This is a genomic window from Streptomyces sp. NPDC050085, from assembly GCF_044460595.1.
In the GTDB taxonomy this organism is placed as follows: Bacteria; Actinomycetota; Actinomycetes; order Streptomycetales; family Streptomycetaceae; genus Streptomyces.
The window spans coordinates 626,271-641,112 of the sequence record NZ_JBITJZ010000002.1 but is presented as its reverse complement, the minus strand read 5'-3'; the positions used below and the strand labels follow the sequence as shown (position 1 = coordinate 641,112).

The window sequence follows — 14,842 nt, the reverse complement described above, 5'->3', positions numbered from 1 at the left end:
TGATCATCCGCCGGACCAGGCGGTCGACCTCGACCGCGGGCCGGGGTCACGCCTCCCGCCGTCCCCGCCCCCACACCACCGTGGCCCGCACCAGGCACCCCATGGCGACCGTGCACAGCACCGCCCGCACCGCGTTCCACGCCACCCACGGGTCCTCGAAGTCGCCGCGCACCTTGGCCGGGTCGGCGATCTTCGCGGGGTCGCCCGCCTTGGCGAGGGCGTCGTTCAGGGGCACGTTCACCCCGGAGGTGAGCACGAACGCCACCGCGTACACGGCGAGCGCCGCCAACACCCAGACCAGCAGCCGCCGTTGGTGCCGCGCCCGCCAGGCCGCGGCGCCGGTCAGCAGCAGCGCCCCGAAGAAGCTGAGGAAGAACACGGGGTTCTGGATCACGTCGTTGATGTTCTGCATCACCTCGATGTACGTACGGTCGCCGCTGCGCCCGAGGGCGGGCATCACGGCGCAGGAGAACACGTAGAAGGCCCCGGCGATCAGGCCCATGGCGACCGTGGCCGCCCCCAGCAGGTATCCGTCGAACTTCTTCGCTGTCGTCATGGCATTCAGTCAACCGGCGGGCCGTGCACGGCGACATCGTCGAGCCGCGCAGCTCCATGCGCGAGCGTCCACACCCGCGCGTACCGTACGCACATGCTGATCACCGACCGCATCGAACTGCGCCGTGCCCGGCCCGATGACGCCCGGGCCCTGCTGGACGCCACGCTCCGCAACATCGAGCACCTGAGGGCGACCGAGCCGTACCGCCCCGCGGAGTACTACACGGTCGAGACGCAGCGGGCCCGGACAACCGAGGCGAACAGCGTGACGTGGCTGCTGTGGGACGGCGAGCGCGTGATCGGCCGGCTCATGCTCACCGGCATCGTCCTGGGCCCGCTGTGCAGCGCCAGTCTCGGCTACTGGGTCGATGCCGCGTACCGGGGCCGCGGCCTGGTCCCCGCCGCCGTCGAGGAGATCGTCCGCGTCTGCCGCGACGAACTCGGCCTGCACCGCGTCGAGGCGGGCACCCTCACGGACAACAAGGCGTCCCAGCGCGTCCTCGCCAAATGCGGCTTCGTCGAGTACGGCAAGGCCCCCCGCTACCTCCACATCGACGGGGCCTGGCGCGACCACGTCCTCTTCCAGCGCATCCTGCACGACGACCCGCCCCCGCACGTGCCCAGCTAGCACCGGCACCAGGGGTTCCGGCCGCGCGCCGAGGCGGGCACTGTAGAGGACATGGCAGCAGTACCCACAGGGCCCGCCCACCCCCCACAGTCACCCCTCTACGAGCTGCGGTTCGACTCCGGACGCCTCTGCCTGGACCTGGTCGCCACCGCACACCCCGACGAACGCCTCACCTCTCCCGACCGGCTGCGCGCCTGGCTCGTCGGCTCAGGACTCGTCCCCGAACCGGCCGCACCGCCCGCCTGCACCTCCGCCTGGCTCGCCGCGTTCCGCGAACTGCGCGGCCACATCGGCCAGTTGGTCCGCGGGGAACTCGCCGGGCGGCCCGCCCCCGCCGCCCTCGAACGCGTCAACCTGCTCGCCCGCGCCGCCCCACCGGCACCCCGCGCCGTCCGCACCGACCAGGGCACCCTGGTGTGCGCCCTGCACGAGCCCCCCGGCTGCCCGGCCCTGCTCGCAGCCGTCGCCCGCGACGCCGTCACCCTCCTCACGGACCCCGCCGTACGCGGCTGTCTGCGCCAGTGCGAGGGCGACAACTGCCCGATCATCTACCTCGATACGTCGAGGGGGCGCCGCCGCCGCTGGTGCTCCAGCGAGGTCTGCGGCAACCGCGAGCGGGTGGCCCGGCACCGGCGCCGGGCGGCCGTGGCGCGGGCGTGAGGCGCGTCACGGCGAGCTCCCTTTGAACACCCGCGCGTTCGCGTACGTATCCCCACCGTGAGCCCAGCCGAAAAGAGACGGTCGGATCGTCGAACTGGGGACACCGGAGGTAGGCGTGCGCAAGGATTCCGCCGTGGCCGATGAACGCCCGCCCCGGGCCCGACATCGCGCGTCCCGGCCTCCGGAGCCGGACGAGGAGCTGATGCGTGCCCTGTACGCCGAGCACGCCAGGCCTCTTCTCGCCTATGTGCTCCGCCTGGTGGCGGGGGACCGGCAGCGCGCGGAGGATGTCGTGCAGGAAACGCTCATCCGTGCCTGGAAGAACGCCGGTCAGCTCAACCGGGCGACCGGCTCGGTACGCCCCTGGCTGGTGACGGTCGCCCGACGGATCGTCATCGACGGCCACCGCAGCCGGCAGGCCCGGCCACAGGAGGTCGACGCGTCACCGCTGGAGGTCATCCCCGCGGAGGACGAGATCGACAAGGCGCTGTGGCTGATGACACTGTCCGATGCCCTGGAGGACCTGACCCCGGCCCACCGGGAAGTCCTGGTCGAGACCTACTTCAAAGGGCGTACGGTCAACGAGGCGGCCGAGACCCTCGGCATCCCCAGCGGCACCGTGCGCTCCCGCGTGTTCTACGCACTGCGCTCCATGAAGCTGGCGCTCGAGGAGCGGGGGGTGACGGCATGACGACGGGGCACGGACCGTACGGTCCCTACGGCGACGAGCCGGTCTGCACCGTGCACGAGACGGTCGGCGCCTACGCGCTCGGCATCCTCGACGATGCCGAAGCGAGCGCGTTCGAGGCGCACTTGGCGACGTGCGACGCGTGCGCGGCGCAGCTGGAGGAGTTCGCGGGCGTGGAGCCGATGCTGGCCGCCCTCGCCGATCTCCCCGAGCGGGCGGGCACCCCGCCGGTCGGCGACGCCCTCGCGGCCCGCCCGGGCCCCCGCCTCGCGGAGTCCCTGGTCGACGAGGTCGCCCGCAGGCGGACGACGAAGCGCCGCCGCGGCCTGTACCTGGTGGCGGCCGCCGCCGCGCTGATCATCGGCGGCCCGCTGACGGTCATGGCGGTCACCGACGACGGCTCCACCGGCAACGTCGCGGAGGAGCCGCACGCCACGAGCCCCGCCGAGGACGCCTTCTTCCACCACATGGACGAGAAGGTGTCGGCGACCGACGCGACGACGAAGGTCAGCGCGACCGTCGGCATGGAGAAGAAGGCCTGGGGCACGCACACGGTCCTGGAACTGAAGAACGTCAAGGGACCGCTGAAGTGCTCACTCGTCGCGGTCGGCAAGAACGGCGAGCGCGAGACGGTCACCACGTGGGCCGTCCCGAAGTGGGGCTACGGCATCAAGAGCAGCCCCCACAAGAGCGCCGAATACCCGCTGTACGTGCACGGGGGCGCCGCCTTCGACCGCAGCCAGATCGACCACTTCGAGGTCGAGACGCTCGACGGAAAGCGGCTTGTGGAGGTGAACGCGTAACCGTGATGCCCGCCGCGTAGCTTCAGCGGGCCCCTTTCGCGTACCTTTGACGGCTGCCCAGCACGTCAGAAGGGGGCCCGGTGGCCGCTCAGGCTCAGCACGAATCAGCGGTGAACTCGGACAGTACGAGTGCGGACTCCGAGCGCGCCCGGGAGATCGGCGTCGAACAGGATCACCTCGACGCCGTCTACCGCCGTCTCGAGGAGAAGATCCACGAGGCCGAGTTCCTGATGGACGACGCCGCCAAGCGCGGGCAGGTCGGCACGCCCGGCGCCCTCGCCGAGCGCGACGCCCAGGTGTTCCGCGCGGGCATCCACCTCAACCGCCTCAACAACGAGTTCGAGGACTTCCTCTTCGGCCGCATCGACCTGCTCCTCGGCAAGGACGGCAAGAAGGGCCCGGACGGCGCGTACACGGCGGTCGAGCCCGCCGAGGGCGCGGTCCGCGAGAACAACACGGCGGACATCGCCGAGACCCTGCACATCGGCCGCATCGGCGTCCTGGACGCGGACTACTCGCCGCTCGTCATCGACTGGCGCGCCCCGGCCGCGGCCCCCTTCTACCGCTCGACCCCGGTCGACCCCGGCCGCGTCGTGCGCCGCCGCGTCATCCGCTCCAAGGGCCGCAAGGTGCTCGGCGTCGAGGACGACCTGATGCGCCCCGAGCTGACGGCGTTCCTGGACGGCGAGCGGCTCCCCGCCATCGGCGACGGCGCCCTCATGGCCGCGCTCGGCCAGGCCCGCAGCCACTCGATGCGCGACATCGTGGCCTCGATCCAGGCCGAGCAGGACCTGGTCATCCGGGCCCCCGCCGCGTCGGTGACGTACGTCGAGGGCGGGCCCGGCACCGGCAAGACGGCGGTCGCCCTGCACCGCGCCGCGTACCTGCTCTACCAGGACCGGCGGCGCTACGCGGGCGGCATCCTGATCGTCTCGCCGACCCCGCTCCTGGTCGCGTACACCGAGGGCGTGCTGCCCTCGCTCGGCGAGGAGGGCCAGGTCGCGATCCGCGCGGTCGGCTCGCTCGCGGACGACGCCTCCGGCGCGGAGGCCACGGAGTACGACAGCCCGGCCGTCGCCCGGATCAAGGGCTCCTCGCGGATGCTCAAGGTCCTGCGGAAGGCGGCTCGCGGCGCACTGGAGTCGGGCCGCCCCGCCGCCCCGCAGCCCGTCACGGCCCAACTCGCCTTCGGCGACGAGGAGGAGGACGAGGCGCCTGAGGTGCCCGAGGTCAGCACCGACCGCCTGCGCGTCGTCGCGTTCGGCCGCCGCCTGGAACTGGGCGCCGACCAGCTGAACCGCATCCGGCACAACGCCCTCGGCGGCACGGCCCCGGTCAACCACCTGCGCCCGCGCGCCCGCAAGCTCCTCCTCGACGCGCTCTGGGACCAGTCGGGGTCCGCGAGCCGGCACACGGACCCCGAGCTCGCCGCCGAGCTGCGCTCCTCCTTCGACGACGACATCACGGGCGAGGACGACTTCATCCGGTTCCTCGACGCGTGGTGGCCCGAACTCACGCCGCGCGCCGTGCTGTCCGCGATGTCCGACGAGCGGCGCCTGAACCGCTGGGCCCGCCGCATCCTGAACCCGGGCGAGATCCGCAGGCTCGCGCGTTCCCTGAAGCGCGACGCCCTCTCCGTCCACGACGTCGCCCTCCTCGACGAGCTGAACGCCGTGCTCGGCGCCCCGGCCCGTCCGAAGAGGAAGCGCGAGTACGACCCGCTCGACCAGCTCACGGGCCTCGAGGAGCTGATGCCGCAGCGCGAGGAGACCCAGTACGAGCGCGCCGAGCGCCTCGCGCAGGAGCGCACCGAGTACGCGCACGTGATCGTCGACGAGGCGCAGGACCTCACGCCCATGCAGTGGCGGATGGTCGGCCGCCGCGGCCGGCACGCGACGTGGACGATCGTCGGGGACCCGGCCCAGTCGTCGTGGTCGGCCCCGGACGAGGCGGCCGAGGCCCGCGACGAGGCCCTCGGCACGCGCCCGCGCCGCCGCTTCGAGCTGACGGTCAACTACCGCAACCCGTCCGAGATCGCGGAGCTCGCGGCGAAGGTCCTGGCGCTCGCGATGCCGGGCTCGAAGTCCCCGTCCGCGGTGCGCTCCACGGGCGTCGAGCCGCGCTTCGCCGTCGTGCGCGACCGCCTGGGCGCCACGGTCCGCGAGGAGGCCGCGCGGCTGCTCGACCGGGTCGACGGCACGGTCGGCGTGGTCGTGGCGATGAACCGCCGTGCGGAGGCGGCCCGTTGGCTGGCCGGGCTCGGCGAGCGCGTCGTCGCACTCGGCTCGCTGGAGGCCAAGGGCCTGGAGTACGACGCCACGGTGGTGGTCTCCCCGGCGGAGATCGCCGACGAGTCACCGGCCGGTCTTCGGGTCCTGTACGTGGCGCTGACCCGGGCCACCCAACAGCTCACCGTGGTCTCGGCGGAGCGGGACGAACCGGACGCGAACGGGGTGCCGGATCTCCTGCGCGACTGACCCTTGTCTCCGTAGTTGACGGTGTTACCGTTGATGACGGCACCGGCTCGATCCAAGCCCCCGGGCCCAACCTTCGTCCCTCAGAGGGACCACTTGCCGCGAGGCGAGCATGGCGGGTCGGTGTCATGAACGTAGAGAGAGGCTCACGTCACCCAGTGACGTGAGCCTCTTCTCGTTCCCGGAAAGCCCCTTCCCGTCTCCCCCGACTTCTCGTATGGTGGAAGTAGGTTTCCAAAAGCGGGGTGAACGTAAGGTTCACAATCCGATGCGACTACCACGTACTCGGCGGTAGGTGCGACCATCGGACGGCAACAGCTACACGGTGAAAGCAGAGGAAGTCGGCCATGGCAACGGCGCCCAGCGTCTCCTACTCGATGACGGTCCGGTTGGAGGTGCCCGCGAGCGGAACCGCCGTCTCGCAGCTCACCACCGCCGTGGAGTCCTCCGGAGGCTCGGTGACCGGCCTCGACGTCACCGCTTCCGGCCACGAAAAGCTCCGGATCGACGTCACGATCGCAGCCACCTCGACGTCCCACGCGGACCAGATCGTCCAGGAGCTGCGCGGCATCGAGGGCGTGACCCTCGGCAAGGTCTCCGACCGTACGTTCCTCATGCACCTCGGCGGCAAGATCGAGATGCAGTCCAAGCACCCCATCCGCAACCGTGACGACCTCTCCATGGTCTACACGCCGGGTGTGGCCCGCGTCTGCATGGCGATCGCGGAGAACCCCGAGGACGCCCGACGCCTGACCATCAAGCGCAACACGGTTGCGGTCGTAACGGACGGATCGGCCGTTCTCGGCCTCGGCAACATCGGCCCGATGGCCGCCATGCCGGTCATGGAGGGCAAGGCGGCCCTCTTCAAGCGCTTCGCCGACATCGACGCCTGGCCGATCTGCCTGGACACCCAGGACACCGACGCCATCGTCGAGATCGTCAAGGCGATCGCCCCCGGCTTCGCGGGCATCAACCTCGAGGACATCTCCGCGCCGCGCTGCTTCGAGATCGAGGCCCGCCTGCGCGAGGCCCTCGACATCCCCGTCTTCCACGACGACCAGCACGGCACCGCGATCGTCGTCCTCGCCGCCCTGACCAACGCACTTCGCGTCGCGGGCAAGGCAATTGGGGACATTCGCGTCGTCATGTCGGGGGCAGGCGCCGCCGGCACCGCCATCCTCAAGCTGCTGCTCGCGGCGGGCGTGAAGAACGCGGTCGTGGCCGACATCCACGGCGTCGTGCACGCCGACCGCGAGGACCTGGTGAACGCCGACGCCGAGTCGCCGCTGCGCTGGATCGCCGACAACACCAACCCCGAGGGCCTGACCGGCACGCTCAAGGAAGCGGTCGTCGACGCGGACGTCTTCATCGGCGTCTCGGCCCCGAACGTGATCAACGGGGACGACGTCGCGGCCATGGCCGACGGCGCCATCGTGTTCGCGCTCGCGAACCCGGACCCCGAGGTCGACCCGGCGATCGCCCGTCAGACGGCGGCAGTTGTGGCCACGGGCCGCTCGGACTTCCCGAACCAGATCAACAACGTCCTCGTCTTCCCGGGCGTCTTCCGCGGCCTGCTCGACGCCCAGTCGCGTACGGTCAACACGGAGATGATGCTGGCGGCCGCCACGGCCCTGGCCGACGTGGTGAGCGAGGACGAGCTCAACCCGAACTACATCATTCCGAGCGTCTTCAACGACAAGGTCGCGGGTGCCGTCGCCGGCGCCGTGCGCAATGCGGCGAAGGCCTTGTCGGCGGACCAGGTCGGGGAAGACGGGCGCTGACCGCTCGCCGCAGATGTGCGTATCCTGCACCGCGTCCCCGACAGGGTCCGCCGACAAGGCCTTCGGGCGGCCGGAGCGGTTGTGACGGGTACCACGACCGCCTGAGGCCCGGCGCGTCGCGGAATGCGGGGCCCGTCCGGGCCCTCTAGGGTGGCCGGGAAGCTGGCCCCCTGACCCGCCCGTCCCAAGGCGGTGGCGCCTTTCCGGTGACACCCACGGGTGCCGGATTGGCTTTACCGCCGCTGGTGGGGGCAGGATGCGTCTTCAGGCGCGAAGGGTCTGGACGACGGACCCGGGTCCTGGGCCTGACCGAGACCCTGGCAGCATCGGCTTCGCTGTTGCCCAACATGCGGCCTAGCCGCGTGGCACGCCTCAACGGCAAGAAGAACACGGGAGTACAAACATGAACCGCAGTGAGCTGGTGGCCGCGCTGGCCGACCGCGCCGAGGTGACTCGCAAGGACGCCGACGCCGTGCTGGCCGCGTTCGCCGAGACCGTCGGCGAGATCGTTGCCAAGGGCGACGAGAAGGTCACCATCCCCGGCTTCCTGACCTTCGAGCGCACCCACCGTGCCGCTCGCACCGCCCGTAACCCGCAGACCGGCGAGCCGATCAACATCCCGGCCGGTTACAGCGTGAAGGTCTCCGCGGGCTCGAAGCTCAAGGAAGCCGCCAAGGGTAAGTAACCTTCGGCTACGCATCGAGGGCGGCATCCGGTACTCCGGGTGCCGCCTTCGCGTTTGCCGTCAGCGTGACCTCGTCCAAAGAGGCCACGATCGTCGTACGCGGGCCAGGTGCGATCCCGGGTACGGACGGCACCGCGAGCAACGCGCACCCCGCGGCCAGCGCGGCCGCCGCGCCCGTCGGGGTGTCCTCCACCGCCAGACAGTCCTCCGGCGCCGCACCGAGCAGCTGAGCCGCCCTCAGATAGGGGTCCGGGTGCGGCTTGCCGTGCTGCGTCTCCCCGTTGGTCACCGAGGCGTCGAAGCGATCCGCCCCGAGGGACTTGAGCACCAGCTCCGCCACATGCCGCTCAGAAGCCGTCACGAGCGCCACAGGGACGCCCAGGGCGCGCGCCGCGTCCAACAGTCGCAGGGCGCCGGGCTGTACCCGCACACCGGCGGCCACGGCCGCGGCGAACTCCCGGTCCAGCCAGGCGGCCGTGTCGTCGTACGACCACGTCGTGCGGCCCTCGGCGACGAGCCGGCGCGCGGCGTCCTGGATCGTCAGGCCCGCGAACGCGTCGAGCCCGGCCGGGTCGGCCGGGTCGGCCGGGTCCTCGAGGAGCCGGCCCACGACGTCGAGCCATGCCCGCTCCGTGTCGACGAGCGTGCCGTCCATGTCGGTCAGGAGGGCGGCGGGCCGCGCCAGTTGGATCATCTCGAGTCTCGCAGTACGTCGAAGGGGGCCGCCCGGATGTCCCGGGCGGCCCCCATCAACGTACGGAGGGCGAAGAGCGTCTAGCCCAGTGCCTTGCCCGGAAGTTCAACCTTCGCGCCGAGTTCAACGAGCTTCTCCATGAAGTTCTCGTAACCGCGGTTGATCAGGTCGATGCCGTGGACCCGGGACGTGCCCTGCGCCGCGAGGGCCGCGATCAGGTACGAGAAGCCGCCGCGCAGGTCGGGGATGACCAGGTCGGCGCCCTCCAGCTTGGTGGGGCCCGAAACGACCGCGGAGTGCAGGAAGTTGCGCTGGCCGAAGCGGCAGTCGGAGCCGCCCAGGCACTCGCGGTAGAGCTGGATGTGCGCGCCCATCTGGTTGAGCGCGGAGGTGAAGCCGAGGCGGGACTCGTACACCGTCTCGTGGACGATCGAGAGGCCGGTGGCCTGGGTGAGGGCCACGACCAGGGGCTGCTGCCAGTCCGTCTGGAAGCCGGGGTGGACGTCCGTCTCCAGGGCGATGGACTTCAACTGGCCGCCGGGGTGCCAGAAGCGGATGCCCTCGTCGTCGATCTCGAAGGCGCCGCCGACCTTCCGGTACGTGTTGAGGAACGTCATCATCGAGCGCTGCTGGGCACCGCGTACGTAGATGTTGCCCTCGGTCGCGAGCGCCGCCGAGGCCCAGGAGGCGGCCTCCAGACGGTCGGAGAGCGCGCGGTGCGTGTAGCCGCCGAGCTTGTCGACACCGGTGACGCGGATGGTGCGGTCGGTGTCCATCGCGATGATCGCGCCCATTTTCTGCAGGACGCAGATCAGGTCCTCGATCTCCGGCTCCACGGCCGCGTTCGAGAGCTCCGTGACGCCCTCGGCGAGGACGGCCGTGAGCAGGACCTGCTCGGTGGCGCCCACGGAGGGGTAGGGGAGGCGGATCTTGGTGCCGCGCAGTCGCTGCGGGGCCTCCAGGTACTGGCCGTCCGCGCGCTTCTCGATGGTCGCGCCGAACTGGCGCAGCACCTCGAAGTGGAAGTCGATGGGGCGGCCGCCGATGTCGCAGCCGCCGAGGCCCGGGATGAACGCGTGGCCGAGGCGGTGGAGCAGGGGACCGCACAGGAGGATCGGGATGCGGGAGGAGCCCGCGTGCGCGTCGATGTCGGCCACGTTCGCCGACTCCACGTGCGAGGGGTCCATCACCAGCTCGCCCGGCTCCTCACCGGGACGGACCGTCACACCGTGCAGCTGCAGCAGTCCGCGTACGACACGGACGTCACGGATGTCCGGGACATTGCGCAGTCGGCTCGGAGCGCTGCCGAGGAGAGCCGCGACCATGGCCTTGGGCACCAGGTTCTTGGCGCCGCGGACACGGATCTCGCCCTCCAGCGGGGTTCCGCCGTGGACAAGCAGTACATCGTCGGTGACGGTCATGAATCTCGCGTTCCGATGAGTCGGGCAGGGGGCCAAGGGACAAGGGTAAGGGCCGCCAACCCCTGTTTCGTAAGCCCGAAGACACCATCAGCCGTCATGACTTCGCTACAACACGAACTGTGTCTCATCGGGCACATGGGGTGACGGGCGCAGGGGTGTGCGCCCCTTCCGCTTCCATGCGCGCTGGCCTGCATTCATGCCGTTCTTGCGCTTGCCTCCCCGGGCGCGGGGAATCTGCGGGATCATGTCTGGCATGACCGAGGTGTCCTCGCTCACAGGGCGGCTGCTCGTGGCCACACCCGCTCTCGCGGACCCGAACTTCGACCGTGCGGTCGTGCTGCTCCTCGACCACGACGAGGAGGGCTCGCTCGGCGTCGTCCTCAACCGGCCGACCCCGGTCGACGTCGGCGACATCCTGGAGGGCTGGGGCGAGCTGGCCGGTGAGCCGGGCGTCGTCTTCCAGGGCGGCCCGGTCTCGCTCGACTCCGCGCTCGGCGTCGCCGTGATCCCCGGGGGCTCCTCGGAGCGGGCGCCGCTCGGCTGGCGCCGGGTGCACGGCGCGATCGGCCTCGTCGACCTCGAGACCCCGCCGGAACTGCTCGCGGCGGCCCTCGGTTCCCTGCGCATCTTCGCCGGGTACTCGGGCTGGGGCCCCGGTCAGTTGGAGAACGAGCTGACGGAGGGCGCCTGGTACGTCGTCGAGTCCGAACCCGGTGACGTCTCCGCCACGCGACCCGAGGGGCTGTGGCGCGCGGTGCTGCGGCGCCAGCGCGGCGAGCTGGCGATGGTGGCGACGTATCCGGACGACCCCTCGCTCAACTGACCGCTGGGCGGCGGCCCGGCGCAGGCCCGTGCCAGGACACGGCGGGCTTCAGTACCCTTGGCCCTTATGAGCACTCTTGAGCCCGAGCGCGGGACAGGTACGGGGACCCTCGTAGAGCCGACGCCGCAGACGTCGCACGGCGACGGCGATCACGAGCGCTTCGCCCACTATGTCCAGAAGGACAAGATCATGGCGAGCGCCCTGGACGGCACGCCTGTCGTCGCGCTCTGCGGCAAGGTGTGGGTGCCGGGCCGCGACCCGAAGAAGTACCCCGTGTGTCCCATGTGCAAGGAGATCTACGAGTCCATGGGCGCAGGCGGAGACAACGGCAAGGGCAAGGACGGCGGCAAGAAGTAGCCCCTCCCTCCTCCCGTTTCGAGAGGCCCCCGGCGGTGCGGTGACGCGCCGCCGGGGGCCTCTGTGTTTCCCGCGATCCATTGCGCTCACTGGTCCAGTCCTTCTAGCCTCTGTCGCGTTGTGCACAGCGAAACCACCATTGCGTATGTTGCAACGACCTTTCGGAGGCGTTTCCGATGAAGCTCCCTGTGAAGCTCCCTGCGCGAATCGCACAAAACGCACGAACCGCACGAACCGCACGCATAGCCGTCCCCCTCACCGCACTTGCCCTCGCGGCCGCCGCCTGCGCCCCCGGCACCTCCGACAACAGCGGCTCCGGCAAGGACGAGAAGAGCGGCACCCTGCGCGTATGGCTCTTCCAAGAGGTCAACAACGGGCCCAAGAAGAAGGTCGTCGACACCGCGATCGCCGACTTCCGGCGCGCGCACGACGGTGCGGAGGTCCAGGTCGAGTACATCCCCGTCGAGACCCGCGCCGAGAAGATCAAGGCCGCCTTCAACGACCCGAAGAGCGCGCCCGACCTCATCGAGTACGGGAACACCGACACCGCCGGATACGTGAAGGACGGCGGACTCGCCGACGTGACCAAGGAGTTCGGGGCCTGGGACGAGGCCAAGGACACCGACCCGACCGCCAAGGAGTCCGTCACGGTCGACGGGAAGATCTACGGCGCCCCCTACTTCGTCGGCGTCCGCGCCCTCTACTACCGGACCGACGTGCTCAAGGAGTTGGGCGTCGCCGTACCGAAGACGCAGGGAGAACTCGCCGCCGCGGCCAAGGAGATCCACAAGAAGCGGCCCGACCTGTACGGCCTCGCCGTCGGCGGTGCCTACACGTACGGCGCGATGCCGTTCATCTGGGCCAACGGCGGTGAACTCGCCGAGAAGAAGGGCGAGTCGTACGCCTCCGCGATCGACAGCCCCGCCGCGCAGAAGGGCATCAAGGCCTACACCTCGCTGTTCGGCGGCACCAACTGTCCCGCCGCCAAGTGCGCCGCGATGGGCGGCAACGACACCGTCACCGCCTTCGCCTCCGGCAAGGCCGCCATGGCGATCGGCGGCGACTTCAGCCACGAGGCCGTCGAGGCGGGCAAGGTGAAGGGGAAGTACGCCGTCGTGCCGCTGCCGGGCCTGAAGGCCGGTGACATCGCTCCCGCGTTCGCCGGCGGCAACAACATCGGCGTACTGAAGAGCACGTCGCACCGCACCCTCGCCGTCGACCTGATGAAGCAGCTCGCCGGGAAGCAGACCCAGCGCGCCCTCTTCTCCGGGATGGGTTTCCTGCCGACCTACACCGATGTCCGTGCGGACGTCGCCAAGGAGGAGCCGTTCGTCGCGCCCTTCGTGAAGACCCTCGGCGCCGGTGCCAAGTTCGTGCCCGCCTCGCCGGCCTGGGCGAAGATCGACGCCTCGCTCGTGCTGCCGACCATGTTCCAGGAGATCGTCAGCGGCCGTAAGGACGTCGCGGCGGCCTCCGCTGACGCGGCGAAGAAGATGGACGAGGCGTTCGGGGCCGCCGGGTGAGCTCGACCGTGCGGGGCGCGCGGTGGACGCCCTGGCTGTATCTGGCCCCGGCCCTCGTCCTGCTCGGCGGGCTGCTCGTCTACCCCATCTACCAACTCGGCCTGATCTCCTTCCTGGAGTACACCCAGGCCCAGGTCAGCGGCGGCGAACCGACCACCTTCGAGGGCCTCGGCAACTACCAACACCTGTTCTCCGACCGGCAGTTCTGGCAGGTGCTGCTCGCCACCGTGCTGTTCGCCGGGGCCTGCGTCGTCGGCACGCTGCTCGTGGGGTGCGCGCTCGCCGTGCTGCTCACGCGCGTACGGGCCGTGCCGCGGCTCGCGCTGATGCTGGCCGCCCTCGGCGCCTGGGCGACCCCGGCGATCACCGGCTCGACGGTCTGGGTGTTCCTCTTCGACCCGGACTTCGGCCCGGTCAACAAGGTCCTCGGACTCGGCGACCACTCCTGGACGTACGGCAGGTACAGCGCCTTCGCGCTCGTCCTGCTCGAAGTGGTGTGGTGCTCCTTCCCGTTCGTGATGGTCACCGTGTACGCGGGCATCAGGGCCATCCCGGGCGAGGTCCTGGAGGCGGCCGCGCTCGACGGGGCCTCGCAGTGGCGCACCTGGCGCTCCGTCATGGCGCCGATCCTGCGGCCGATCCTCGTCGTCGTCACCATCCAGTCGATCATCTGGGACTTCAAGGTCTTCACGCAGATCTACGTGATGACGAACGGCGGCGGCATCGCGGGACAGAACCTCGTCCTGAACGTGTACGCGTACCAAAAGGCCTTCTCCGGCAGCGAATACAGCCTCGGCTCGGCGATCGGCGTCGTGATGCTCGTCATCCTGCTCGCCGTGACGCTCGTCTATCTGCGCCTGATGAGGAGAGAGGGGAGGGAACTGTGAGAGGCCCGAACCTCGTGCACCGCCTTGTCCGCAGGCCCTGGCGGCTCGCCGCCGAGGCGTCCGCGCTGCTGATCGCGCTCGTCGTCGCCTTTCCGCTCTACTGGATGGTGCTCAGCGCCTTCAAACCGGCGGGCGAGATCGAATCGACCGAGCCGCGCCCCTGGACGCTCTCGCCGTCGCTCGACTCCTTCCGGCGCGTCTTCCAACAGGAGGAATTCGGCCGGTACTTCCTCAACAGCGTCATCGTCGCCGGGACCGTCGTCATCGTGTCCGCGCTGGTCGCCTTTCTCGCGGCGACCGCCGTGACCCGCTTCCGTTTCCGGTTCCGCACGACGCTGCTCATCATGTTCCTCGTCGCCCAGATGGTGCCCGTCGAGGCGCTCACCATTCCGCTGTTCTTCCTGATGCGCGACTTCGGGCAGCTCAACACGCTCGGCTCGCTGATCCTTCCGCACCTGGCCTTCTCGCTGCCGTTCGCGATCTGGATGCTGCGCGGCTTCGTGAAAGCGGTGCCCGAGGCGCTGGAGGAAGCCGCGTATCTCGACGGCGCGAGCCGGTCCCGATTCCTCTGGCAGATCCTCTTCCCGCTCGTCTTCCCCGGCCTCGTGGCGACGAGCGTCTTCTCCTTCATCTCCACCTGGAACGACTTCCTGTTCGCGAAGTCCTTCATCATCAGCGACACGTCCCAGTCGACGCTGCCGATGGCCCTGCTCGTCTTCTTCAAACCCGACGAGAACGACTGGGGCGGAATCATGGCAGCCTCGACCGTGATGACCATTCCGGTACTGGTCTTCTTCGTACTCGTACAGCGCCGCCTGGTGTCCGGGCTCGGCGGCGCGGTCAAAGACTAGAAGGGTCTGACG

General features: G+C 70.2%; 15 protein-coding genes. 12 read left to right on the top strand and 3 right to left on the bottom strand.

Translation table 11 applies throughout. The features are described from left to right. Positions 1-46: 46 nt before the first annotated feature. Positions 47-556, bottom strand: a complete 510-nt coding sequence (locus tag ACIBUY_RS11310; protein ID WP_365573096.1) for an anthrone oxygenase family protein — start codon at positions 554-556, stop codon at positions 47-49. A gap of 93 nt (positions 557-649) precedes the next feature. Here ACIBUY_RS11310 and ACIBUY_RS11305 point away from each other — a divergent pair, with 93 nt between their 5' ends. From ACIBUY_RS11305 to ACIBUY_RS11275, 7 genes are all read left to right on the top strand, one after another. After that, positions 650-1,183 (top strand): GNAT family protein, encoded by a 534-nt coding sequence (locus tag ACIBUY_RS11305; RefSeq protein WP_365573093.1) that lies wholly within the window; start codon positions 650-652, stop codon positions 1,181-1,183. A gap of 51 nt (positions 1,184-1,234) precedes the next feature. Next, positions 1,235-1,843, top strand: coding sequence for a CGNR zinc finger domain-containing protein (locus ACIBUY_RS11300; RefSeq protein ID WP_365573091.1), 609 nt, complete (start codon positions 1,235-1,237; stop codon positions 1,841-1,843). 115 nt (positions 1,844-1,958) lie between these two features. Next, positions 1,959-2,534, top strand: coding sequence for a sigma-70 family RNA polymerase sigma factor (locus ACIBUY_RS11295; protein ID WP_365573088.1), 576 nt, complete (start codon positions 1,959-1,961; stop codon positions 2,532-2,534). Next, positions 2,531-3,334: a zf-HC2 domain-containing protein gene (locus tag ACIBUY_RS11290; protein ID WP_365573085.1), complete on the top strand. Its 804-nt coding sequence runs from the start codon at positions 2,531-2,533 to the stop codon at positions 3,332-3,334. The genes ACIBUY_RS11295 and ACIBUY_RS11290 overlap by 4 nt, the downstream gene beginning before the upstream one ends. Before the next feature lie 80 nt (positions 3,335-3,414). Further along, the gene (locus ACIBUY_RS11285; protein ID WP_399152424.1) at positions 3,415-5,811 is read left to right on the top strand and encodes a HelD family protein; all 2,397 of its coding nucleotides are present in this window, start codon (positions 3,415-3,417) and stop codon (positions 5,809-5,811) included. 344 nt (positions 5,812-6,155) lie between these two features. Further along, positions 6,156-7,589 (top strand): NAD-dependent malic enzyme, encoded by a 1,434-nt coding sequence (locus ACIBUY_RS11280; RefSeq protein ID WP_365573079.1) that lies wholly within the window; start codon positions 6,156-6,158, stop codon positions 7,587-7,589. Between the two features lie 403 nt (positions 7,590-7,992). Beyond that, the gene (locus ACIBUY_RS11275) at positions 7,993-8,274 is read left to right on the top strand and encodes an HU family DNA-binding protein (RefSeq protein WP_016645140.1); all 282 of its coding nucleotides are present in this window, start codon (positions 7,993-7,995) and stop codon (positions 8,272-8,274) included. Between the two features lie 7 nt (positions 8,275-8,281). On the opposite strand, the gene ACIBUY_RS11270 is transcribed toward ACIBUY_RS11275, so the two are convergent. Beyond that, entirely contained in the window at positions 8,282-8,968 is a 687-nt protein-coding gene (locus tag ACIBUY_RS11270; RefSeq protein WP_399152423.1) for an HAD family hydrolase, read from the bottom strand. An 80-nt stretch (positions 8,969-9,048) separates the two neighbouring features. Next, complete coding sequence (murA, locus tag ACIBUY_RS11265) at positions 9,049-10,389, bottom strand: UDP-N-acetylglucosamine 1-carboxyvinyltransferase (RefSeq protein ID WP_365573073.1); 1,341 nt, start codon at positions 10,387-10,389, stop codon at positions 9,049-9,051. A 253-nt stretch (positions 10,390-10,642) separates the two neighbouring features. On the opposite strand from murA, the gene ACIBUY_RS11260 reads away from it, so the two are divergent. The 5 genes from ACIBUY_RS11260 (at position 10,643) to ACIBUY_RS11240 (ending at position 14,830) form a co-directional block, all read left to right on the top strand. Continuing rightward, complete coding sequence (locus ACIBUY_RS11260; protein ID WP_365573070.1) at positions 10,643-11,212, top strand: YqgE/AlgH family protein; 570 nt, start codon at positions 10,643-10,645, stop codon at positions 11,210-11,212. A 66-nt stretch (positions 11,213-11,278) separates the two neighbouring features. Next, entirely contained in the window at positions 11,279-11,569 is a 291-nt protein-coding gene (locus ACIBUY_RS11255; RefSeq protein WP_365573067.1) for a DUF3039 domain-containing protein, read from the top strand. Positions 11,570-11,745: 176 nt separating this feature from the next. Continuing rightward, positions 11,746-13,092, top strand: coding sequence for an extracellular solute-binding protein (locus ACIBUY_RS11250; RefSeq protein WP_399152422.1), 1,347 nt, complete (start codon positions 11,746-11,748; stop codon positions 13,090-13,092). Continuing rightward, positions 13,089-13,979: a carbohydrate ABC transporter permease gene (locus ACIBUY_RS11245; RefSeq protein ID WP_399152421.1), complete on the top strand. Its 891-nt coding sequence runs from the start codon at positions 13,089-13,091 to the stop codon at positions 13,977-13,979. Before ACIBUY_RS11250 ends, ACIBUY_RS11245 begins: the two co-directional genes overlap by 4 nt. Continuing rightward, positions 13,976-14,830 carry a carbohydrate ABC transporter permease gene (locus ACIBUY_RS11240; protein ID WP_365573058.1) on the top strand — a complete coding sequence of 285 codons (855 nt, stop codon included), beginning with the start codon at positions 13,976-13,978 and terminating at the stop codon, positions 14,828-14,830. The genes ACIBUY_RS11245 and ACIBUY_RS11240 overlap by 4 nt, the downstream gene beginning before the upstream one ends. Positions 14,831-14,842: the final 12 nt, after the last annotated feature.

What these genes read in the sequence shown, in the direction of transcription:
- ACIBUY_RS11310 (WP_365573096.1), bottom strand. Translation starts at nt 556, where the DNA reads ATGACGACAGCGAAGAAGTTCGACGGATACCTGCTGGGGGCGGCCACG.
- ACIBUY_RS11305 (WP_365573093.1), top strand. Translation starts at nt 650, where the DNA reads ATGCTGATCACCGACCGCATCGAACTGCGCCGTGCCCGGCCCGATGAC.
- ACIBUY_RS11300 (WP_365573091.1), top strand. Translation starts at nt 1,235, where the DNA reads ATGGCAGCAGTACCCACAGGGCCCGCCCACCCCCCACAGTCACCCCTC.
- ACIBUY_RS11290 (WP_365573085.1), top strand. Translation starts at nt 2,531, where the DNA reads ATGACGACGGGGCACGGACCGTACGGTCCCTACGGCGACGAGCCGGTC.
- ACIBUY_RS11280 (WP_365573079.1), top strand. Translation starts at nt 6,156, where the DNA reads ATGGCAACGGCGCCCAGCGTCTCCTACTCGATGACGGTCCGGTTGGAG.
- ACIBUY_RS11275 (WP_016645140.1), top strand. Translation starts at nt 7,993, where the DNA reads ATGAACCGCAGTGAGCTGGTGGCCGCGCTGGCCGACCGCGCCGAGGTG.
- ACIBUY_RS11270 (WP_399152423.1), bottom strand. Translation starts at nt 8,968, where the DNA reads ATGATCCAACTGGCGCGGCCCGCCGCCCTCCTGACCGACATGGACGGC.
- murA (WP_365573073.1), bottom strand. Translation starts at nt 10,389, where the DNA reads ATGACCGTCACCGACGATGTACTGCTTGTCCACGGCGGAACCCCGCTG.
- ACIBUY_RS11260 (WP_365573070.1), top strand. Translation starts at nt 10,643, where the DNA reads ATGACCGAGGTGTCCTCGCTCACAGGGCGGCTGCTCGTGGCCACACCC.
- ACIBUY_RS11255 (WP_365573067.1), top strand. Translation starts at nt 11,279, where the DNA reads ATGAGCACTCTTGAGCCCGAGCGCGGGACAGGTACGGGGACCCTCGTA.
- ACIBUY_RS11250 (WP_399152422.1), top strand. Translation starts at nt 11,746, where the DNA reads ATGAAGCTCCCTGTGAAGCTCCCTGCGCGAATCGCACAAAACGCACGA.